This window comes from Alicyclobacillus tolerans (assembly GCF_900142255.1).
Taxonomy (GTDB): domain Bacteria; phylum Bacillota; class Bacilli; order Alicyclobacillales; family Alicyclobacillaceae; genus Alicyclobacillus_I; species Alicyclobacillus_I tolerans.
Genome location: NZ_FRAF01000019.1, coordinates 1 through 22,719, shown reverse-complemented (window position 1 = coordinate 22,719; position 22,719 = coordinate 1). Strand labels below are relative to the sequence as shown.

The following is a 22,719-nucleotide window of genomic DNA, read 5'->3' as shown; positions in this document are numbered from 1 at the left end:
GGCTCAACCCCTTTCTTCCTCTGGAATGTCATCGGTACCGGTGACTCGTGGCGCATGCATTCCTCGTTCTAAAGCGTCTCGATAGCGTTGCGTGATGGCCCTTTGTCGATGCCAAAAGTTTTGAATCGCTTCTACTACCTGATGTGGCCGCAACAGTTCGTAACGGATACCCATATCCGACAGTCCCTCGACCATGATGCGTTCTTCATTGTGCAGCCGTTCCAACTGAACTTCTTCGCTTTCTCCTCCTACTTTCGGCAAAACACTCATGACCAGGAGGTTTTCGCGATCGGTTCTCGGTTTTTGAGCTTCCTGTTCGAGATGTTCCAGCAAATGTTCCGAAAAAGCCGAAAACGCCTCATTGTTCACATCGTTTATGGTTTCTTGCACCACTTCTTTGGCGTAGTTGAGATAGTCGGTATAGTTAGCTCTGCGGGCTTGAACCGATATTTGAAACGGATTCTCCATGCGTTGAAGCGTCTGTTTGAACGTTTCACGAAGTCGAAGAATATCTTGCATGGACAAGGCGAACAGATTGATGTCGCCTACGCGTAAAATCCGACGAAATTTCCCCTCTACCTCTAAGGTCCCATCTTCCCGAAAGGAATCCATCGGCAAAAAGTCTTGTAGCGCGCCCTGCACTTTCTTTCGAGATCGTGACGGTCGCTGTTTCTTTTGATCTCGCCAAACAAGCCAAACCATGACCAGGACCAGGACCGACCCAAGAATCAACCCCTTCATACCTTCCCCGCCTCCTCTCGATGCACACGGATACGATAGGTTCGGTCATACAAAAAGAGTTTGGGACGTACATAAAATCGAATGGAAAGCCATAGTATTTCTGCCACGGAACGCCCATTTTTCGTGGTCGTCGCAAACCACAGTCCGATACCTGCCCCGATTCCAAGCGATAGAAACCGGGAAACCCCCAAAAGCGGCGCAATGCCATAGGCTAACGCCATCACCGGAGTCGAGAACAGGACTCCGGTGAAAAAGTGTAGGAGATGTCGGGTGCGCAGGCCTGCCACAAGCGTTTCCCCTTCCGTCATAGGAACAGGTGAAATCACTTCAAGCATCCGATATCCCTTCTTTCTTATAAGTTGTGTTGCCCAAAGTTAAAGAGTGCGCCAGCAATGACACCAGCTCCCCCAAGCAACACACCGGAAATGACCACATACCAAAGATGCGTTTTGGCTTCTTCACGTTTTTGAGCGTGGTGGGAACCCGCCATAAACCCAATGATCGCCTTATACAAGTGGAATAAGAAAAAGGCACCCGCCACAGCGGCAATAGCCGTTAGACCCCAAGACACAAGACTGTTGATGATACCGGATACCGAACCCCCCTTCCCAGACAACGGATTGGTGATTTGCGACTGTGCATCTGCCGTCATGGTGGAACCCGCCACGATCACACTTACCGCTGCTGTGGTAGCCCACCCTCTGAGCGATTTCAACATGTTGTTCTCTCTCCTATCCATGCAAGTGATTGTTGATGGAAACCAATATGCCAGGCAAGATGATCGAGGCCACGAAGCCCAAAATGGCATAGAGGACAATGTGGGCACCCGTCCGTTTGATGCGACTGTTGTGTCCAATCGCACCCACCACAAAGACAAGCGCCCCGACCAGAACCGCAATTTCCGACAGATAGTAGATCCACGCAAACACGGTCTCGATGAGGGAACCAAAGCTGTGTGTGATCTGACTTAGAAAGGTAAAGGGATTGATGGGATGAAAACCTAACTGTCCTAGCGTGTTCGTGACATTGGGGATCTGTGGCGCAACATTATTCCCCACGTTCGCGCCTCCTTTAACGATCGTTTGCGAATTCCCTATCCTCCTTTCAACTTATCTTTAGAATATCAGTTGATTTCTTCTTAGAAGTGCCAAAAAAGTGCCATAATTGAGATGAAGGCACTTTCGAAATAAATTTCTGTGTAAGATGGAAATACATCGAATAAGGGGGAATTGAAATTGTCCGTGCAAACCACTTTTGTGGAGCGAGTCAAACACGTAACATCCGAACACCGTACGGTGGATGAGGCGCTTTCGTTCGCTCAAACGGTTGAGGAGAAGGCGGAGCAAATCCGTATTCTAACGGCCAACGAACATACCGAAGTCACGGTGTACACAGAAGCGGCGATTTATCACTTTGACCAGTTTCGCGCCGACTATGTGGGACATGCCTCAAAAGCTCTACTGTCTCTCTTAGAGCATTTTGGCGTATACTTGCCGATGACCTATTTGACCGCTCATCAAAGTATGGATATTTACCTTCAAGGCAATAAGATCGTCACAGCCGTAGATAAAGAGTATCCTATAGCTCGTCGAGGTGGTTTGTACGAGTTAGTCGAACCCGTCCAATGGATGATATCTTCAGAAGTGTTAGACACGATATACCAACTCGCACAAACCTATGATCTCTCTCCGGTTGAGCTCGTTGAGAGTGCCGTAGGTACACTCGTTCGATTGCAACAAATCTCACTTGAACAAAGTGTCACATTAGACGACTTATTCGATACATTACAATTGAGCTTGCAGCGCTAAATCTGCGACATACTCCCATCACCTACGCTAACGCTTAGAGGTCGTACTAGCCAAAGCCATGGCGATACCAAGCATTCGACAATCTCTATTTTTAATGTTGGTTGTAGCCCAGTATCTAAAACATTAACGGGATATATTCGACTCGTTATGGATGAATTTGAGCAAGGTCTGAATTTCTCCAGGTGGGAGCAGACGATAGAGCGCCGCTCCCACTTCAACGTACATCGCATCGATATATCGATTGGTATTGCGCTTAGAAGTAAAAAGATCAACAGCCACGTCCTCGACAGATTTACATTCCACAAACCGGTATTGAAGTACCAAGGTCCAATCCGGTTTTTGTTTGCAGACATGATCCACCAGAGTTAGGACATGTTGCAAGGTTTTTTGTAAAGACTTTTGCCCCTTTGTAGCTGCTTTAGCGTTCTCTTTCAAGATACTCTGAAGCACTCGGTTTTCCAGTAAGATTTTTGTATAGTGATGCAAAATCATTTTCCCCATACTTTTACATGTTTTCGTATCAATCTTCTCTTCTTCCACATCCAAATCCACGATAGGAATAAGACTAGGTTTATTGGAACAGGCGTTATGAACCCCGTACCACAACAAATTTTCCGGATCTTGATGGAGGATGGATAACCTTAACTCCTCCCAGTCATGTCCAAGCAATTCTGTGTATTTATGCAAATTTTCCTTTAAAACCTCCGGATCGTCCAAACTGATCAAAAAATCTGTATTTTGACACAGAGAGAGAAAATACTGTTGTTTGCTAACTGGATTCACCTGTTCCGATGATTTTTCTAATTTTTCTTCAAAGATCAAGTCCATTACCCCTCTCCTGAAAGTTCATTTATGCTTGCCCTACTATATGGACGAACATTGATTCACCCTTCACCAGGAGTTTCTCTTTGTATGAATTCGGACGACTTAACCGTCCGGAAAAAGTTCGTAAAAAGCCGGATACCTAGGATCTTTGGGCTTCGGTGAATTCATGGATAGGTGATCATCATTGGAACGATAGCTTGTCCTGAAACGAGGGTTTGCCTGGTCTCTGTTGTTGACCTTGGTTTCAAAGGATATCAGTGTCGGTTCAGAACGCTTGGCCAGTTCTAGTTCCCACTGGCTTTCGATGACTGCTAGGCAGTATGCTGCTGGTGCTCTCAGTTTCTTTCCAGGATGATACAGTTTAAACTGCTCGAAAGCATAATCCATGCCCTCCAGGATGAATGTTTGCGGTATACCACTCACAAGAAGACTCACCAGCTTTCTATAGTCTTCTTCTCGAACGACAAAAGGCCGACCGAGATAGATCATGATTTTTTGTTCAAAAGCTTGGCAAGCAGGTTCGACGACCTGTGAGTGAAAGTCTATAGGATTAGGTTCTTTCGGGTTAGGGATTTCTTCCCAAACAGGTTCCAGAGCAGCTTGTCCATTCATCGTATAGATAGGTTCCTGATTCATCTCTAAAGGTGCGGTTGTTTCTGGAATTTCGTTCTTATCCCAATCGTATTCTTTCATAGTGTTGCTAGGTGATGAAGAAGATGAAATAAGCATGTCAGAAAAAAGAGTCGATGTCGAAAAATCTTTTTCTTCAGCTTCTTGATTTTTTACGTTCATGTCTGTATAATTCGCGCGCGCATGCGCGTTATTATTATTCTTATTATTTATAGATCTATTCAAAGATCTATTCACTGGTACCTCAGGTCCGGTACCTACTGGTACTTCAAGTTCCACTGGATGATTCGGGCCCAGTGGAACCTCAGGTTCCAGTGGTACTTCAAGTTCCACTGGCTTTTGATATTCAACTTCCCAGTCGTCAACAGGATTAGGTAAGGGATGTTCCCCGACTAGTTTTAAAGCAGAATCAATCAAGGGTTTGAAATTGTAAACCATGGTTCCCAGTTGTTTATTGGTTTTGTTTCGCCGTCTACCAATCATGAGCAAATTTTTGGATTCCAAGCTGTCAATCCATTTTCGAACTTGCCTTGTACTGCATTGCAAATGGTCGGCTATCTTTTCGTGGCTTGGATAGGGATCTTGATAGTCATGCTTATACGTTAAAATGCAGCACAACAACCCAAACTCACCGTGTTCGATACCGAGTTTTCGATAATTACGAACAATGATATTAGGTATGCCAAGGAATCCTTCGTCTAAAAGTCGAGTCCCCCAAATAATTTCTAACGGAGATTTTTCGATGGAAGTGTTTGTGGAGTTCAAGCGATCCACCCCACTTTCCGGGCGGAACCTTTACTTAGTAGAGAAAGTATAGTGTTTATGTACGAGGTATATAAATTCAAAATTTTCAAAACAAAAACCTCCCTAGTGTTAGTTGTAAAAAAGAAATAAATACCAGGGAAGTTATCTATCTAAAGACCTTGTTTGACTAACGTTTTTTGAGTATAATTTAGTTACTGGTGGTCTTTGGTTAGATAACTTCCTCTTTTTTTGGAATCGGTCATATTGAACAACGCGACTTGTTCAATATGACCGATTTCCCTTAGGTGGACTTTTTGATCGAGGCATATGTGCTCACTCCTTTTTGGATTTAGAAATAACGAATATAGCAAAAAAACGGCTACCTGGGTGTCTTGAAACCAAGGAGCCGTCAACTTTTCAAAATCATCATCAGTATGTAAAAGGTTTTCGTATACCTTACATCGAATCTGATGGTGATCTTGGAGTCGGGCACTCCTTGATCGGTGATAATAGGTTAGTGTTGGAACCTATTCATCACACTCAGGTGGAGCTTATCAGCCTTCAGAGGCTGATAGCTTTTTTGGTTGTCCTCTGCTAGATCATGGCAGAGGATAGCTAACCTGAGTCTATCAGATTCGTGCTAAAATGTGAATATCTGCCCGAATTTTGTCGAACAAATATTCTCTTTATATCCATACTAACACATAGATTGAAAATAATAGTGCCAAAAAAGTGCCAACATTATAGAGTCCTTGATTTTTCTTCAATAGCTTTCTTGGCATCCACACACTCGATTTTGTAGGCAACGACACCGATTGACCCTTTCTCAACCATAAAATGAGGTTCGAGTAACAACTCCCCTTGAACGACAACTCGACTACCCTTCAGTTTGATCCGCGCTTCTTGATACTCTTTAGCCATTTGCTCCCATTGTTTATGGTTGACAAGGACTGTCCATTTGACTGTTTGGGAAGGCAATGGCAGACCCTTTGGAGCGTTTGGGGAACCTTTAGTTTCAAAACCTAGGGAGTGCATAACGACCTTATGACGTTCACCAGGTTTTTTGATTGAATAACTATGTGGATAATTACAAAAACTTCTTACGATATCCGATATCGTGATCTTCCCACTCATACTTCTCAATCCTTAGAATTTATTTTTGAAATACTAAATTTAATTTCCTTCCATTAGTTTGTAAAAAGCTTCATACCTAGGATCTCTTTTTTCTTTTTTGTTTACTTTAATTATCCCATTTCTAAGTAAGGAACCGATAAATCCTGCTGGATTTCTTATACTATCTTGAGTTGCAAGATCAGCAGCATATAGTACATCATCTGAATTTGCGATTTGTAGCCACGCTTTAATCGTTTTTAATTGAGCATTTATTCCCTTTTCTTGCAATATATTTTGTAATTCTTTACACACATTTATTTGTTCGTCATAATTTATTGTTTCAGAAGTTGAGGTAGCCGCAATTTCGTTATTCCATATAGTGTGTGTTGTTCTATATGTTTTGTTTAATGAGTTTTGTTTATTGTGTATTGTTTGTGTTCGCTTGACGGACGGGGCCCGTTCATCCTGCGGATGGGGGGGGTTCGCCTGGTGAACGGGGGTAGTTCGTGAGACGGATGGGGGCAGTCCGTCTGACGGACGGGGTTGATTATCTCCTAGTATGGCAACATCATCTGGATGAATGATGGTGTATAAGTTGGAATCTCTAGCTCCATTTTCTTTGTATTGTTCTTGACGTATAAGTAGGCCACTAGTTTCAAGTTCTTTAAGCGCTTCAGCAACCTTTGTTCTACCCCACCCAATGGCTTCTCCAATTGTTTTATAGCTTGGAAAACTTTGACCCTCTCTATCAGCGCATCTACAGAGAAATATATAAACAGCTTTTGCGCATGCGCTGATCGGCATTTCATAAATTCCATTGGGCGTTTGAAAAAAGTTACTAGTCCAGCCTTTTCTAACGCGATCTTGTTCGGCCATTTGTGTTCCTCCTTTAGGAGGACGAAAAAAACGCTTTCTAGCCTAAAAATATAGAAAGCGTCCCAGTTTCTCTCAGTTTGTAAATTTAGAGAAAGCATTGCATATGCCCTATAATTTGATATAATAAGCACATACAATTTAACAGCTGGGACAAGAAACTCCGTAGGCGGCCAAACCTTTAACGGGGTTTCTTTCTTTTTCCGTCCACTATTTTCTTGTCTCTTAATCTACCACAAAAAATTGATAACGTACATTACAACATTCGACAACTTAATTTTTTTTGTTTATCGAAGAGGAATGCCAACGTGTAAGAGTAGGAATCACTTGCTTTAGAAATGGGAAATGGTCATTTTTCTTCGAGTTGATTTAAACCCGCTTCCAACAACTCATTGATAAACTTAGTTTTAAATCCTCTTGAGTAACGTTTAGATATTTTTTCGAGTCGTGAAATCAGATCTTTTCTAATGACAAATGTGTGCTTAGCGTATAATTCGTCATAACTTTTTTTTGCTTTTTTTTCTTGCTCATATTGTTTGATAACGCTTGCAATATTAAAGTTTTTATCATCTTTATCTATGTCCACATCTTTAGTGTTTGTTAATGTACTTTCATAAACATTAACAGTAGTTGTTTTTGGATTAGTTAATATATTTGAGTCCTCTGTATTAATATTAGATATATCTATACCTTTGTCTATTTCGGTGTTGTATTTTGGTGTACTTGCACTGTGTACCGAAACAGTTTGATCTTTTGCAATTTCTAATCCCATTAGTCCATTTAAAACTTCTTTTTTGTGCGATGGTGTTTCTGTTCTGGAGGGTATTAAGCTTTCAAATCTTTTTTTCTTATCAGTCGGCGACACGATTTAACAGCTCCTTTACAAATTCCTCATACATAGCCAACGCTTCACGATCAGCACGACTTTTTGTTTGTATACCTTCAATACTAAATTCGATAATTCTGGATTTGCGTCGAATTACAGTATTGAATACGAAATCTTCATACTCTTCTTTAACCCTTTCCATAATATAATTTCCAATAGTTGTTCTTGCGTCTAGTAGGGAAGTTAGTATTCCTGCAATACGTAATCGAGGGTTTACCTTTTGTTGAGCTGCTTCTACTAATTCCATATATCTGTCTAGGGCGTCATAAGCAAATGGTTCTGACTGCATAACCACTACACAATAATCGCTTGCGCATACTCCGTTTAAAGTTAGCCCGCCAAGATTGGGAGGTAAATCGACAAATATGAAATCATATTGGTCTCGAATTATATTTAGAGTTCGTAGAAGAACCGTCATTTGTTGATTTACCGGAACCTCTGTATAAATCCACTTATCAAATTGTGATAAAAAGTCCTCGGCAGGAAGTAGATGGAGATTGTCGGATATTTGATATATGTATGGCCTAGGATCTCCATCTTTACAGGCTTCTAGTATAGTTTTATGTACAAAATCGTAAGGACTTCGCCTTGTAAGAAATTGTGTTAAATTGCCCTGGCTGTCGAAATCTACTCCTAGTACATGAAATCCTTGTTGAGCCAATAAGAATGAAGTAATCCCTGTTGTTGTGCTTTTGCCTACACCTCCTTTTTGGAGTCCGATGCTGATAATTTTACCCACAAAAACACCTCCGTATTCAATTGGATTATAATATAAGAACATTATACAGGTTTGTTTTAATAGTGTGAGTATTATTTTTATATAAACAGTGTACTATCACTAAAAAAGTGTACTAAATAAGTGTGTCATAAGTGTGGGTTAAACTCTGATATTATTGATTCAGGAAATTACTGTATCTAAGTAAAGCAATCGGTCAAAAAATCGTTGTCAAAATGATGCAGGATAACAGAATCAGGATCTGTACAGTGCGCAAATAAAAGGCGACGACGAACTCGAAGCACAATCAGTGCACGAGAACGTATTAAATTAGACGTTTCAAGCACAGCGTCCCAATCAGGTTTGGATGTCGGACATTACGTATGTCTGGACCGAGGAGGGATGGTTATTCCCGTCATATTCGTAGTAAGAGTTTGACGCTCGATCCTCCGTGTCCAATTTGTGAAGTGAATAGGTTCCTTGCGATATGGATGGCCGTTGAAACAAAAATGCCGTTCGCGCAAATAACCTGTGCGCTACTGACAGCTTTGTTGTATGTTGCGGCCTCCCTGTCCAATTCTTCGTTTGTGATAAAACCAAAACACTACATGCAGCAGGGTTGACCTAACAGACTATCGATGGGTGATAGTCGTAGTTATACCAATTGGTTGCTGTTGATAGCACTAGAGTTGAAGCAAGCAGTGAGTCGTATCGAACTAAGCAAAAATGGGCGATTCGGAGACATTCACATCAAGTTGCATGTGTTGTAAGGGAAAGCTGGTTCGTTCCAATATTAGGGTTAGTCCTTCTGGATTGACCCGTTTTCGTTTCTCGCTATTGTTTAATTTTTCAAGTCAGTGGGCAGGGACAGATACCACACCATGAAGAATATGCAAGAAGGCAGGTAGAAAGCATTCGGGTATAATATTACAAACATAAAGGGGTTTGCTTCACTATGTTAAAGAAAATCATGAACTTGTCAGAAGCTATCACATACAAACAAACACAGGAAATTTGTGAACGGAACGGTGCAGTTGCCTATCCGAAAGTAAGGCTTGCAGATATTCTGCCGATTGAAAACAGTGGTATTTCCGATGAGTTGTTTAAGTTTGCCTTGGCTTCACACTTTGACGTGATTGTTACGAATCGTGAAGGGTATCCGCTTTCTGCTGTTGAGTTTGACGGGGTACAACATGTCCAATCCCCAAAACAGATTGAACGTGATAAGAAGAAAGATGCGTTGTGTGAACGGTTTGACATGCCACTGTTAAGAATCAACACAGAATATTTAAACGATTATTACCGACAAATGAACTTGTTAAGCTGGTGTATTGAAACTTGGTTTGCTTTGCAATGGTTCAGCGAAGCACAAGAAAACGGTCAAATACCTTATGATGAACCATTTATGCCAACGAGTTTTAACCACATTCCGGGGTATAATAAGGATTTTCCTTTATGGCTTTCTAGGGATGCTTTAGGAAGGATTGCCAAACTACATGAACAAAACGTTATTGTGGATATGTCACCGTCAACCATAGTTTGGAATGACAAGTCAAATAACGAATATCACTCCCTTGCATGGGTGTTAATTGACGAAAATAGGGCGGTTCTCACAACGGCAAACATCAAGGGTCAAAACTTCCCTATTTCAATGGTAGACGTAGTGGAAGACATTGCGTTGATTCAACTGTATAACAAACTGGTTCAGACGTTGGATAACGAAGTCAGTGCAGTGTCACCTGAAGCTATAGACCAAGCCATTAGTGATATGGAAGCAAAAAAATACGTACTTTCAAGTTTAGCCATTAGCAGTCGTCCTAAAACAAAAAGTTAGTAGGTACAATTGAATTTTTATGGAATGGGTCCCTTAAGGCTTTAAGAGGTATGATTTGTGTTTCTTTCACAATTGAAATAGTGGTTGCATAAAATAAAACAAAATGTATATACTTGTTTATACAAAGGTTCCGCTTTGGGTTTTGCGCACGGTCCAATAATTGAATGTTTAAGAATGGCGCACAATAACACACACGCGTAAATAAAGGGCAGATGAAGAGTATGAGTGGCACTAGTCGTAAAACTAAGTGCAAAAAATGGTGAAGGTATAATACGCGCGAACAATTGCAATGCGCAAAAATTTCAGTACGAGAGTGGAAGGGACTGGATAGAGAGTGCAAACAAAGGCGAGAAAATGGGGGAACAGTTTAGGCGTACGTGTTCCCAATGCTTTTGCCGACAGTGCAAATATCCATGACGGAACCCTTGTTGAGGTTATATATCGCGAAGACGAGCAGGAAATCATTATTCGGCGCCTTAATCGATCTAAGAAGTATACTCTTGAAGAACTGCTCGCAAAGATGCCACGACAACCGGAGAAACTTCATGGTGAGACGGATTGGGGTAAACCAGTAGGAGATGAAGTTTGGTGAGTTATGTACCAGAACGTGGAGACCTTGTAAGACTTGATTTTAACCCCCAAGCTGGACACGAACAGGCTGGATGGCGACCCGCTGTGGTTATCTCGCCAAAGGCATATAATGAGACATTTGGATTAATGTTAGCGTGTCCAATCACAAATCAAGACAAGGGATTTCCGTTCGAAGTCCCGCTCCCTGATGGTGTACCCATTACGGGTGTGGTTCTAGCAGACCATTTAAAAAACGTAGATTGGCGAGCTAGAAAGGTTCAGTTTGTTTGTTCTATAGCTGAATCGCACGATGAATTTTTTGAGGAAATTGTTGAGCGAATCAAGCCGCTCATTTTCTGATTGAATCCTTGAATACGTCAAGGGCCACGGATAATCCGTGGCCCTCAGGCTGTTGAGATTTTCTCGACAACTTGCCGTCTCGAATGAGTTGACGGATTTGCTCCTTGGACAAAAGCTCCATGTCGCTTCACTCCCCTTGTAAGCTCCCACTCTGGGGCTTGGGGAGTTTACACAGATCATTTTACTCTCTCCCAGAGCCTGTACTGCATCATTTGGAATGATACTTGCACAACGTCACAAAACTTGCCATGCTTAACGCCTTTCGGCATCACCGCTTCGATCACAGCACCCTCAACGAACCAAGACAGGGAGCGGAATATTTTCGTCGGAATCCAATCTCATACAAAAAACACCAGCAGTTCTATTTCGGAACTCCTCACTCGTCAGATGCTGCGTTGCGGAATTTCCCGTGCCCACATCATTATACAGACGATCAACCATCGTTCACCATCCTTTCTCGTATCAATCCGCCCTGCACTTGAACCGAGGTCGATTCATTGCACATGTTTCTTCAAGAACGACCCTGATCCTTGAATCTTGTTTCGATTGGTCCGTTGCTCCACATCTCATAATAGTTCGAACCTGTCGTCACGGTAGGCAATGATATTTTTCACGTTGAGTTGAACAATCCGGTTGACGTCCGCATGGTGGATGGGAGCAATCACGTAGTGAACCCGATTTTGTCAAGACAGATGGGAAGGCTTTTAAGAGAGAAATGCAATTCAGATAAAAACCGTCTCACGCTGCGTTCCGTTTCATTTGCCAATTTCTGAATTCCAAAGGCGAGCGATAACCTAGTGCGGAGTGTGGTCGGTCCGTGTTGTAAAAGTGAATGTATGCATTGTTACAATTGCGTGGACAACTCTTTCTGACCCCACGAGTCGCACTCCTCCGATTAAAAGATAAACGTATAAGCGTATTACTTAACCTATCTGGTCTACATCATTTATCAACTATTCTAATTTAATAATTTCTATAATTTTCTTTCTCGTTGACGAAACTTTGACTGTCCCCTATTAGATAAAGTCAAACAAAGGGATAGCCAAGATGAATTTTTTTGGCTCGACCGTAGAGTTACAGATATTGATGAGTTGCTGACAATCTTAAATGCATATCCAGATGATGTTATGCACTGGTATCAGGTGAGTAAGCAGGTTGGGGATGTGAGGAATGAAGGATCAGAATGTGTGAAGGAAGTTATGGAATGACGTGTCGTCGGGATGTGCTTGAAATTGTACGAAACATATTACGTAAAATGTAGTGTATAATTTTGTTTGAGTGGAATACTATATGGGAGGTAGAGTAAAGGTGGAGGTCAAAACCGTGGATAAACCGACATTTACGACGGATCAACTCATTCCGTCTTCAATCGCCTCCAAAAGATTCGGTAAAATAAGGAAGAAAGCACAGAGCAGTCCGCAATATATCACAGACAACGGAGTCGTTGATACGGTTGTCATGGGATATAGTCAGTTTGAACGTATGTATCAACGGTTGCAAGAACTGGAGGAAAAGGAAGAGGCAAGGCTCCTGGAGGCTCGTATCGAACGCTTGGAAAATCATCCAGAAACCGCAGTTTCTTGGCGTAAGGTAAGACGCACCGGAAGAAGCGATGAATAAGCCACGTTTCGATGTAAGGTTTGATGAAGATGCGTACAAAGAATATATGAAACTGGACAATTCTGTTGCTGAGATCGTGGATAAAGCTCTTGAGGAACTCGAAGCTCGAGCTGATGAGGTTGGGAAAATCCTCGTCAATAAACAGTCTACTAAGCTACATGGTTGTAAAGAAATCAAGTTACGTGACGCCGGTATTCGAATCGTCTTTCGAGTGACAAACGAGAAGGTCAATGTTCTCCCAATTGTTTATGTGCTTTCTATCGAAAAACGTGCGGATGAAGTTGTTTTTAATTTGGCCGATAAACGCCTACGACGATTCAAGGTCAGACCTGATCTCAAGAAACATTTATCTCATTCAAAACGGTGGGAACTTCGGCGGCGTGGGGACAAGCGTCCTAATTAGTGGCCCCTGAAAAAGTCGTCGTTTGAGCTTACCTCTACCCTGCGGGGTAGCTGAAATAGAACTTTTTGTGGGATGACTGTTCTTTTTCGCACATTCAATCCCCAATTACTGGGTTACTTGGGCCGCTCTCCTTAGATTGTGGGCCAGGATGCCGTATCCAACCTACGTCGATGTGCCCGAGTGGCCTCGGAATCGGGATCGGCCCAGTCCGTACTTTTGCTTCAGCAGCCCGATTTTGGCTTCGCCACCAACTCGGAATCTCTGTAGGTTTATGAACCAAGGCTCCTTTTCGAACTCCGACCTTCACTTGCTCTTTTTGCCTCGGAATGGTGTGCTCACGCGATGAATGCCCAGTTCTTCTCTCATCATCTGCTCATTGTTGCGACTGCTGAACCCCCGATCCGTGGCCACCGCATGAGGCACTGAACCGAATACCTCTTGATGATGCTGTACAGCCGGAATAAGCAGGTCGTCATCGGATGGGTTGCCTGTATAGACGGCGTACCCGGTCACAAATCCACTTTCTGTCTCATCGATGCGAACTTTGTACCCGAACTCAACTTTCTTGGTGAGTTTTCCTTTTTTGATCGGCCGAGTTTCTGGGTCATGAATGCTGATGAGACGGTCCGGAATCATTCGATTTCCATCGATGACTTGCTTCGCTTGGTCGATCAACTGTTTTGTCTTGTTTACAAGGGATTGCAGCTTTTCCTTTTGTGCCTCTACCAACGGCTTCTTTGTCTGCTGCAACTTCTTAAGCACCGACTCAGCCTGCTGCAACACACTCTGTGTGATATCCACAACCTCTTGAGTCATCTGGTTGATCTCATCCCAGGATTGGCTCATCCGGCGGCGCAGTACCTTTGCAAACGCTAGAATCTTTTTCTTTACCGCATCCGTCTGATCAACGAAACCCTCTGTGGCGTGCGATGCCAGTTTACGAATGCGGTTGACTGTCCCGGTGATGGCACGAACGCCATCCTGAAGAAGCGTTGCACCGTTGGGGGATGGATGTCCGATTCGACCACCGTGGTATCCGTACGCAATTTGCGATGACGGATGATTTTCTGCTCATCAAGCTTCTTCACTAACAGTTCATTCACTTGCTCAATGATATTCTCACCATACCGCTTCCTGGCCTTGATGAGCGTACTGGCATCCGGCACTTTTCCGTCGATTGCGATATGGCAGAAACGCCGCCATGCGATACTGTCGCTGACTTCTTGAACGAGAGATTCGTACCCTAGCTGGTAACGGAACTTCAGGTACATGAGGCGCAAATAGGTTTGTACCAGGACCGTCGGACAACCTATGGAAGAGTTGAATTTCTCCAGGAACGAAGCCATAAACCGCTCGTCATTCAGGATTTCATCGATATATTCCAGTTCTGCCGGCAATTTGAGCAGCGATTCCGGCAAGATGGTATCCCAAAGTGTCGTCTGATTTTGGTCAGTCCGTAGCATTTTCCAGCACTCCTTAACAGGAATCCCGGGGTGTAATGACGAAACTCTCAGGCAAAGGAATTCGCAAAACACCCCGGTTGGCGTGTGTTTGTCTCGACAACAACCACTTCACCACCAGATCTTGAGATTCCTTTTTTATTGCCGCAAACGACGACTTTTTCAGGGGCCACTAATTAAGGCAAAGTTTTAGTTGATTTATTTTAAACTTAGTTCACTGAAATGAATGCAAACCACAGTTTGAGTTAAAAATACATCAGCTGATATGAGTGTAAGACAAAAATGTTTTATTAATAGTGAAGTTCTATGACCGCTGAAATCTTATTTCTCAGATACATACATGACTATAGTTGCATCCAAAAAGATATCGCAATTATTTATATACAGGCTAAGAGATTAGCAATAATCGACAAATTTTTTTTACTATCAATTATATTCAAATCAGTTATTTTCATTGATATCATTAACCATTCTTACTGAGTCTCTTTTTATAATTTCTGGTTCATAAATTTTTGATGTTACTGGTTGTTTATTAATCATATTTATAATCATTTTACCTGCATCGAGCCCCATTCTTTCTTGAGGATGGCGTATAGTTGTTAATGCTGGGCTAATAAACTGTGAAAATTGATAATCATCTACCCCCATGATGGAAAGATCTTCAGGAACTCTAAAACCAATTTCTTTTACAAAGTTGATGATTTGAATCGCTAACTGGTCGTTGTAACAAACAATCGCTGTCGGTACAAACTTGGGTCTCGTTAAAATAGTGTAGAGCTTCTTAAACAAATTGATTTTGTTTTCCTCAGTCTGGTACATCATAATTTCGCTTAGATTAGAAATATCAGGATGCTTTTGATATGCTTTCACAAAACCATTCATTCGATGAATTCCTTGCTTGTCATCAACTTTAAATATACCTACAATTTGTTTATGTCCTAGGGAGATTAAATAATTGGTCGCTATTTCTCCAATCTTCATATCATCCATAATTAAATATGGGATATCTAAATCGTCATAGACAGCATTAATGGAAAGCATAGGGATACCCAATGATTTAATATTTTCATAGATATGTTTATTGATATTATTTAAGGCACTTCTTGTAGGTTCAATGATTAATCCAGACAATTCATTTGTTAATAAATTAGTTAAGCTCTTCCGTTCTTTATCCGGATTATTTTGCGTACTAGTGATAAGAACAGAATACCCGTCATTAGAAATGTAGTTATCTATACCTGATATAATATTCGGAAAAATATAGTCTGCGATATGGGTAGTAATTAATCCAATTGTTTTATTACTAACGCCCGATCTTTTCTTGTTTTTCCAATCATTGACGAACATTCCTCCTCCTTGAATACGATAAACATAATTCTCTTTCTCTAATTCACCAATAGCATGCCGAATAGTAAATCGACTTACTTGATAAATCTCCATAAGTTCCGATTCTGTCGGTAACTTCTCATTAACTTTATATACCTCAGATAAAATTTTCTCGCTAATATCCTGTTTAACAAATTCGTATTTTTTCATTAGGTATTTTCCTTCAAAAAAATTATTGGTACTTAAAAGTTTTTATACGGTATTATTTACCATAAAATATCTATACAACTCTAGTTTGAAAATGGACTTTTTTAAAGAATAGTTTATCTAAATTAGAAAATTTTACACTTAGAGCCTCAACGAATTGAGGCTCTGTATACTATATACCAAACTCTTATAGGGGCAAAGTCCATTCAGAAACTTGATTAAACGCACTGAATTGCCATGGATTCTATAGGTAAACCAGCTTGATACTTTTTGATAAATTCCTCATATCCCGCAACGCCATTAGCCTCTGGATTCAAAGTGATACTGTAAGGATGTGTAAAAACCTCTTGATCTAAGAAGTCTTCAAGACTTATTTGTTCATTTCCGTATTTGCAGTAGACAGCCAATACGGCCATACCCCATGCTCCACCTTCGCCTGCCGTACTCATAACTGTCACAGGTATATTCAATACATTAGATAAAACTTGTTGGCCAATGCCATGCGTTTTTAGCAATCCTCCTTGTGCAACAAAAACATCAACATTGATTTGTTCTTCAGTTTTCAAAATATCCATTCCTATTTTAAGAGGCGCAAAAGCAGCGTACAAATGAGCTTGAATAAAATTTGCTAAAGTAAATGAACTATTGGGACTTCGAACAAAAAGTGGACGGCCGGCAGGCATTTTCGTAATGTTTTCACCCGATAAATAACTGTAATTGATCAAACCCCCCGCATCAGAGTCAGCTTTTGTAGCTGCCAAGAATAACGTTTCATATAGACGATCCACTCTTAAATCTACACCCAGACGCTCAGCGAATTCTTTAAATATGTTTGCCCATGCATCAATGTCAGAGGAACAGTTATTGATATGAACCATGGCAACAGGAGTACCACTTGGCGTAGCAACAATATCAATATCTCTATAAACCTTCTCTAAAGGTTTATCAAGTACAATCATAGAAAAAGCAGAGGTTCCTACTGAAATATTACCAGTTCGTTTACGAACACTATTAGTGCTGACCATACCTGTACCAGCATCACCTTCAGGAGGTGCCATTAAACTACCTCCCTGAAGATGACCACTGACATCCAGTAATTGAGCGCCTTCTTGAGTCAATGTTCCTGCAGGGCTTCCGGCTTTGAGGACTTTGGGCAAAATATCTCCTATATACCACTGGTAGCGTAGTACATTCTCCATTTTGCTAAATTTATCCATAAAGAGTGCAGAATACGTTCCAGTATTGTTATCTATAGGAAAAACTCCAGAAGCATCTCCAATTCCTAAAACCTTCTCTCCAGTTAATTTCCAATGAACATAACCAGCGAGAGTGGTAATATAACGAATCTCATTGACATGAGGTTCATTATTTAAAATGGCTTGATAGAGATGTGCAATACTCCATCGTTGCGGAATGTTGAATTGAAATAACTGTGTCAATTCTTCGGCTGCTGATTCCGTGATATTGTTACGCCAAGTCCTAAATGGGGTTAACAAGGTCCCATTCTCTGAAAAAGCTAAATATCCATGCATCATAGCGCTTACACCGATTGCACTAATTTTAGTTAAAGGAATATGGTACTTGCCTTGAACATCTGCAGCAATTTGAGCATAACTTCTTTGAATTCCAGTCCAAACATCTTTTAAAGAATACGTCCAGATTCCATTTTTAAATTGATTCTCCCAAACATAACTACCAGAAGCAATAATATTAAAATTATTAGATATCAAAACTGCTTTAATACGGGTTGAACCTAGCTCGATTCCTAGTGAAACATTTCCTTGTTGAATGGCCTTAGAAGTTTCAACTAAGTTCAATTCATCTTACCTCCCAACTTCATAGACCAGTGTTGCCTTTTTTCCTCCAACTTTTTCGATTTCTTCTAATGTATGGCCTCGAGTTTCAGGCACATACAATCTAATAAAGGTCACCCCAAGCAAACAAACTATGCCAAAGATTGCAAAGACAGCTTCTTGCGGCATAGAGGCGGTCATGATTGGAAATAGTAGGCCAACTAAAAAGGAGCCAATCCAATTAAAAGAAGAAGCTAATCCTGATGCACGGCCTCGAATTGCTAATGGGAAAATTTCACCAACGATTACCCAGGTTAGAGGAGCCCACGTAAAAGAATATAACGCTACATAGATACTTAAGAATACAACGATCATCATTGGGTTTGCATGAGGAATTAACAAGTTTAAAACCGCCGGTAAAATAAAGGACAATGCCATAATGGATCCACCTACGGTTAATAGGGTACGACGGTTAAATTTATCAGCAATCATAAGAAACACTAGAGAACCAACAACGAGAATAACACCTTGAATAATGGGCCACATTAATGCTGAACTTGCGGCATGCCCCGTTGCTTTTTGGACAATCAAAGGAATATAGTAGAAAATTGCGTTAGCCCCTTGGAATTGTTGAAATGCTGCTACGCCTACACCAGCAATCAATAAATATCGATATTTGCCGCCAAACATCGCACGTAATGACACGCGTCGATTCTCATTTGCTTCTAGTTGTAAGGTATCTTTTATCTGTAGAATCTCAGAATCTATTTCTTCTTGATTAGAGCGGATATAACCCAATATTTGGCGAGCCTCACTAAGTTTATTATTTTTCGCCAAAAAACGTGGTGATTCAGGCAAACGTAATACACCAACAAATAAAATTAAAGCTGGTACAGCTGCTAGACTCAGCATTAATCGCCAAGCCAATGTCTCAGGTAAACCTTTCAATAGGAAATCAACAATATACGAAAGGAGCATGCCAGAGACAATCATTGTTTGATTTATGCCTGACAAACGGCCGCGTAAACGTGCAGGCGCCATCTCGGACATATAGGCGGGTACGAGTGCAGAAGCGGCACCAACAGCTAATCCTAATAAAATTCGTACAGCAATCAAATAGTACTGCCCATTATGAGGAGCTATACCTGATAGAATAGAGCCAACAACAAAAATTAATGCAGATATTAAAATTGTTTTGCGTCTACCTAAACGGTCGGAAAGTTGACCAGCCAAAGCTCCTCCAAAAATCGCTCCGAACATCACTGCAGAAGTAATCCACCCAATTGTACTGGCGCTATTTTGTAGATGCCAAACGTTTTCAAGAAAAGGCAAGGCTCCTGTCATAACACCGATATCATAACCAAAAAGAATGCCTCCAAAAGCCCCGAAGAAATAAATAAATCCACTAGATACTTTCTTTCCTCCATCCATACAAATCCCTCCTTGAATTGAACAGTAATTTTAAATAAGACACGCTTTTTTCAACTTGTTTTGTTTACGTTTACATCAAGTGAGTAAAAGCGTTTTCAAAACGAAGGCTAACACGGTTATACTGATAAATCAATATACGAAAAATAATACGGATAATAATAATGATTCAAAAAAAAAATTGACACAATATTGACATAACTAAGAATAAGCATTAATCAAGCAGAAATTCCATTATCTCAAATGGCATTAAGTGTGTTAAAACGTTGTGGATTTGAAATAAGCGAGTGATTTAGCCTTAAATAAATTACTTATTGGCTTCTTTTTGAATATCTAAATTTATAATTTATCCGCATAAATAAATTTACATTTGACTTATCCGGACAATATATATAGCATTACATTCTGTAAACGGTTTATTGGTTGCAAAAGTTTTCATTTCAATTATTTGTAAACTTCAAAATTAATAGAAAAGGAGAGGTCGGGTGATGTTGGAAAAGTTAAAAAAAGAAGTCTATGAAGCTAACTTACTGCTCCCCCGATATAACCTGGTTACTTTTACATGGGGAAACGTAAGTGGAATTGATCGTGAAAGAAATCTTTTGGTAATTAAACCTAGCGGTGTTGAATATAACCAACTTACCCCTGACAAAATGGTAGTTGTCGATCTTGATGGAAATATTGTGGAAGGTGATTTAAAACCGTCAAGTGATACGCCTACTCATTGTGTTCTATATAAAGAGTTTACAAAGATTAAAGGGATTGTTCATACACATTCTTCTTGGGCTGTAACTTTTGCACAAGCAGGTATTGACATTCCAGCAGCAGGAACAACACATGCTGATACATTTTACGGTCCTATTCCAGTATCACGAGCAATGGAAAAAACCGAGATAGTTACGGAATATGAAAAACAAACTGGATATGTCATTGTTGAAACATTCCTGAAACGTCAAATTGATCCTTATCAAGTGCCAGCTGTTCTTGTTAATGATCATGGTCCTTTTACATGGGGCAAGTCTGCATTTGAAGCCGTACACAACGCAGTTGTTTTAGAGGAAGTAGCAAAAATGGCCTATCATACGCTACAGCTAAATCCTCATCAAATCGATATGGATCAGCATCTTCTAGATAAGCATTATCTAAGAAAGCATGGAAGAGATGCATATTATGGACAAAAAATTGATAAATAAAATTTGTTGTTAGGAGGTAAATCAAGTTGTTAAAGACAAGAAATTATGAGTTCTGGTTTATTGTCGGCAGTCAGCACTTATACGGAAAAGAGGTTCTGGAAGCCGTAAAAGAAAATACAGCAAAAATCATTGATGAGTTAAATAAAACCGGAAATTTACCTTATCCAATTATTTTTAAATTAGTTGCTACAACCGCGGATAGTATTTACCAAGTAATGAAAGAGGTTAACTACAATGACAATGTCGCGGGAGTAATAACTTGGATGCACACATTTTCTCCAGCTAAAAATTGGATCAAAGGCACTAAATTATTACAAAAACCGCTTCTTCATTTGGCTACACAATTTCTTGATCATATTCCTTGGCAAACCATTGATATGGACTATATGAATTTACATCAAAGTGCTCACGGCGATCGGGAATACGGTTATATCAATGCTAGATTAAAGAAAAACAATAAAGTTGTTGTTGGTCACTGGAAGGATAAGAACGTTAAAATACAAATCGCAAAATGGATGGATGTAGCTGTCGCTTACAATGAAAGCTTTAACATAAAAGTAGCAAGGTTTGGAGATAACATGCGAAATGTTGCTGTGACAGAAGGAGATAAAATTGAAGCACAAATTCAGTTTGGCTGGACGGTTGATTACTACGGCATTGGTGATCTTGTTGCTGAAATGAAAGAAGTTACACTTCAAGAAATCGAAGCAACTTTTGCAATGTGTAAAAATGATTATGAATTCATCATGGGAGATAACGATCCTGAATATTTCGAAGAACAGGTTAAAGAACAGATTAGAATAGAAATTGCTTTGCGTAAATTCTTACAAAAAGGTGGCTATACAGCATTTACTACGAATTTCGAAGACCTGTGGGGCATGAAGCAACTTCCTGGCATGGCGGTTCAAAGGTTGAATGCAGAAGGATATGGATTCGCGGGAGAAGGAGACTGGAAAACTGCAGCTCTAGTTCGTTTGCTTAAAATCATGGCTCATAATAAAAAGACAGGGTTTATGGAGGATTATACGTACCACTTAGTAACGGGCCATGAGAAGATTTTAGGAGCACATATGCTTGAAGTTGACCCAACTTTGGCAAGCACTAAAATCAGAGTCGAAGTCCATCCTTTGGGAATCGGTAGTCGTGAAGCTCCAGCACGACTTGTTTTTGATGGCTCAGACGGAAATGCAATTAATGTAACCATTTCCGACTTCGGAGACCACTTTAAACTGATAATGTATGAGGTAGAAGGAAAAAAGCCTACAGAACCAGCACCAAAACTTCCTGTAGCGCGTCAAATTTGGACTCCAAAAGCAGGTTTTTACGAAGGCGTACGTAAGTGGATTGAAAATGGAGGAGGCCATCATACGGTTTTCTCTTTTGCTGTAACTGCGGAACAGATAGAGGACTTTGCAAAAATGATAGAAGCTGATCTGGTCTCCATAAAATAATATAAATTACAGATACGTGAGAAAAATATTATATATTTCAGGTTGTAAACATCTAAAAAATTAAATAAGTGTGGTTCTTATGAGACACTATTCATAGGATAGTTTTACTTATATGATGCTTTTACAGACCTCTAGTTATTCAACGTAATTAAGGCAGAAGCCTACTTCTAAAGTGGAGCGCTTCTGCCTTAACTACCATATTTTTTTAACAACAGGTTTTCAAACCGAGATTTATAGGTTATTATCACGAGCGTTGCATTAATGTTTTCATAAGGTTCATATGATTTTGGGTTTTATTCACCTCAACAAATAAAAAGTTCCTTATCATGGAGGACAGGTAGCACTGTCCAAATCCACGAAAAGGAACATCAACCTGGACAACGCTACACTCTTAAGCCCCGAAATTGGATTTGAGTCTTCATCCCTTGTCCACTAAGCTTGAATTATCAGTGGGGGGGATTTATTGATGCAACGGAAACGATATACGTTGGAATTTAAAGAACAGATTCTTAAAGAGGTGCGTGAGGTGGGAAATGCCGCCCAGGTAGCGCGCCGCCACGGTATTGTCCCAAAAGTGGTTTATAACTGGATGTCTAAATCCAAGCATCAGGATTGGCAGTCCGCAGCCCCTGAGGCAAAGAAGGTTGCCAGCTACATCCCTTCCTCGTCGGAGTTCAAGGAGCTTGAGACGGAGAACGACAAGCTCAAGAGGATCTTGGGTGACAAGGATCTGGAGATT

Annotated in this window: 22 protein-coding genes and 1 pseudogene; 9 read left to right on the top strand and 14 right to left on the bottom strand. The window is 40.6% G+C overall.

The genetic code is table 11. The features are described from left to right. Window positions 1-3: 3 nt before the first annotated feature. Genes BUA75_RS10925 through BUA75_RS10910 form a run of 4 tightly spaced genes read right to left on the bottom strand, consistent with a single transcriptional unit; the run spans window position 4 to window position 1,799 of the window. Window positions 4-741, bottom strand: a complete 738-nt coding sequence (locus tag BUA75_RS10925; protein ID WP_072874645.1) for a hypothetical protein — start codon at window positions 739-741, stop codon at window positions 4-6. After that, entirely contained in the window at window positions 738-1,076 is a 339-nt protein-coding gene (locus tag BUA75_RS10920) for a hypothetical protein (RefSeq protein WP_072874644.1), read from the bottom strand. The genes BUA75_RS10925 and BUA75_RS10920 overlap by 4 nt, the downstream gene beginning before the upstream one ends. Window positions 1,077-1,093: 17 nt before the next feature. Further along, entirely contained in the window at window positions 1,094-1,459 is a 366-nt protein-coding gene (locus BUA75_RS10915; RefSeq protein WP_072874643.1) for a hypothetical protein, read from the bottom strand. Between the two features lie 13 nt (window positions 1,460-1,472). Continuing rightward, complete coding sequence (locus BUA75_RS10910; RefSeq protein WP_242650307.1) at window positions 1,473-1,799, bottom strand: hypothetical protein; 327 nt, start codon at window positions 1,797-1,799, stop codon at window positions 1,473-1,475. Window positions 1,800-1,976: 177 nt separating this feature from the next. Here BUA75_RS10910 and BUA75_RS10905 point away from each other — a divergent pair, with 177 nt between their 5' ends. After that, a complete protein-coding gene (locus BUA75_RS10905) occupies window positions 1,977-2,549 on the top strand; it encodes a hypothetical protein (RefSeq protein ID WP_083574296.1) in 573 nt (190 codons plus the stop codon). Window positions 2,550-2,672: 123 nt separating this feature from the next. Here BUA75_RS10905 and BUA75_RS10900 read toward each other — a convergent pair whose 3' ends face one another. The 6 genes from BUA75_RS10900 to BUA75_RS10870 all read right to left on the bottom strand — a co-directional run bounded on the left by BUA75_RS10900 (window position 2,673) and on the right by BUA75_RS10870 (window position 8,359). Further along, entirely contained in the window at window positions 2,673-3,377 is a 705-nt protein-coding gene (locus BUA75_RS10900) for a hypothetical protein (protein ID WP_072874642.1), read from the bottom strand. A 99-nt stretch (window positions 3,378-3,476) separates the two neighbouring features. Then, window positions 3,477-4,778, bottom strand: a complete 1,302-nt coding sequence (locus BUA75_RS10895) for a helix-turn-helix domain-containing protein (RefSeq protein WP_083574295.1) — start codon at window positions 4,776-4,778, stop codon at window positions 3,477-3,479. Between the two features lie 711 nt (window positions 4,779-5,489). Beyond that, complete coding sequence (locus BUA75_RS15660) at window positions 5,490-5,726, bottom strand: hypothetical protein (protein WP_129583612.1); 237 nt, start codon at window positions 5,724-5,726, stop codon at window positions 5,490-5,492. A 195-nt stretch (window positions 5,727-5,921) separates the two neighbouring features. After that, window positions 5,922-6,737 carry a helix-turn-helix domain-containing protein gene (locus BUA75_RS10880; protein ID WP_072874638.1) on the bottom strand — a complete coding sequence of 272 codons (816 nt, stop codon included), beginning with the start codon at window positions 6,735-6,737 and terminating at the stop codon, window positions 5,922-5,924. 346 nt (window positions 6,738-7,083) lie between these two features. Next, the gene (locus BUA75_RS10875; protein ID WP_072874637.1) at window positions 7,084-7,599 is read right to left on the bottom strand and encodes a hypothetical protein; all 516 of its coding nucleotides are present in this window, start codon (window positions 7,597-7,599) and stop codon (window positions 7,084-7,086) included. Then, a complete protein-coding gene (locus BUA75_RS10870; protein ID WP_083574294.1) occupies window positions 7,586-8,359 on the bottom strand; it encodes a ParA family protein in 774 nt (257 codons plus the stop codon). Before BUA75_RS10870 ends, BUA75_RS10875 begins: the two co-directional genes overlap by 14 nt. 931 nt (window positions 8,360-9,290) lie before the next feature. Between BUA75_RS10870 and BUA75_RS10865 the strand changes: the two genes are divergently transcribed. The 5 genes from BUA75_RS10865 (at window position 9,291) to BUA75_RS10840 (ending at window position 13,122) form a co-directional block, all read left to right on the top strand. After that, entirely contained in the window at window positions 9,291-10,169 is an 879-nt protein-coding gene (locus BUA75_RS10865; RefSeq protein WP_072874635.1) for a DUF2726 domain-containing protein, read from the top strand. Window positions 10,170-10,503: 334 nt separating this feature from the next. Next, entirely contained in the window at window positions 10,504-10,761 is a 258-nt protein-coding gene (locus BUA75_RS10860) for an AbrB/MazE/SpoVT family DNA-binding domain-containing protein (RefSeq protein WP_072874634.1), read from the top strand. Next, window positions 10,758-11,099: a type II toxin-antitoxin system PemK/MazF family toxin gene (locus BUA75_RS10855; RefSeq protein WP_341350433.1), complete on the top strand. Its 342-nt coding sequence runs from the start codon at window positions 10,758-10,760 to the stop codon at window positions 11,097-11,099. Before BUA75_RS10860 ends, BUA75_RS10855 begins: the two co-directional genes overlap by 4 nt. Before the next feature lie 1,308 nt (window positions 11,100-12,407). Further along, window positions 12,408-12,719 (top strand): type II toxin-antitoxin system Phd/YefM family antitoxin, encoded by a 312-nt coding sequence (locus BUA75_RS10845; RefSeq protein ID WP_207549749.1) that lies wholly within the window; start codon window positions 12,408-12,410, stop codon window positions 12,717-12,719. Next, window positions 12,712-13,122 (top strand): type II toxin-antitoxin system RelE family toxin, encoded by a 411-nt coding sequence (locus tag BUA75_RS10840; RefSeq protein WP_072874631.1) that lies wholly within the window; start codon window positions 12,712-12,714, stop codon window positions 13,120-13,122. Before BUA75_RS10845 ends, BUA75_RS10840 begins: the two co-directional genes overlap by 8 nt. Window positions 13,123-13,284: 162 nt before the next feature. On the opposite strand, the pseudogene BUA75_RS10835 reads toward BUA75_RS10840, so the two are convergent. The 4 genes and pseudogenes from BUA75_RS10835 to BUA75_RS10820 form a co-directional block, all read right to left on the bottom strand. Continuing rightward, a pseudogene (locus BUA75_RS10835) lies at window positions 13,285-14,585 on the bottom strand (ISNCY family transposase). Between the two features lie 438 nt (window positions 14,586-15,023). After that, window positions 15,024-16,118, bottom strand: a complete 1,095-nt coding sequence (locus tag BUA75_RS10830; protein WP_072874630.1) for a GntR family transcriptional regulator — start codon at window positions 16,116-16,118, stop codon at window positions 15,024-15,026. Between the two features lie 215 nt (window positions 16,119-16,333). Next, entirely contained in the window at window positions 16,334-17,932 is a 1,599-nt protein-coding gene (locus BUA75_RS10825; protein ID WP_072874629.1) for a xylulokinase, read from the bottom strand. A 6-nt stretch (window positions 17,933-17,938) separates the two neighbouring features. Next, complete coding sequence (locus BUA75_RS10820) at window positions 17,939-19,339, bottom strand: sugar porter family MFS transporter (protein ID WP_072874628.1); 1,401 nt, start codon at window positions 19,337-19,339, stop codon at window positions 17,939-17,941. Window positions 19,340-19,824: 485 nt separating this feature from the next. On the opposite strand from BUA75_RS10820, the gene BUA75_RS10815 reads away from it, so the two are divergent. The 3 genes from BUA75_RS10815 to BUA75_RS10805 all read left to right on the top strand — a co-directional run. Then, window positions 19,825-20,529 (top strand): L-ribulose-5-phosphate 4-epimerase, encoded by a 705-nt coding sequence (locus tag BUA75_RS10815; protein WP_072874627.1) that lies wholly within the window; start codon window positions 19,825-19,827, stop codon window positions 20,527-20,529. A gap of 26 nt (window positions 20,530-20,555) precedes the next feature. Beyond that, window positions 20,556-21,980 (top strand): L-arabinose isomerase, encoded by a 1,425-nt coding sequence (araA, locus tag BUA75_RS10810; RefSeq protein WP_072874626.1) that lies wholly within the window; start codon window positions 20,556-20,558, stop codon window positions 21,978-21,980. A 466-nt stretch (window positions 21,981-22,446) separates the two neighbouring features. Further along, window positions 22,447-22,719: transposase (locus BUA75_RS10805; RefSeq protein WP_072873942.1), on the top strand; the 273-nt coding region annotated here is incomplete at its 3' end.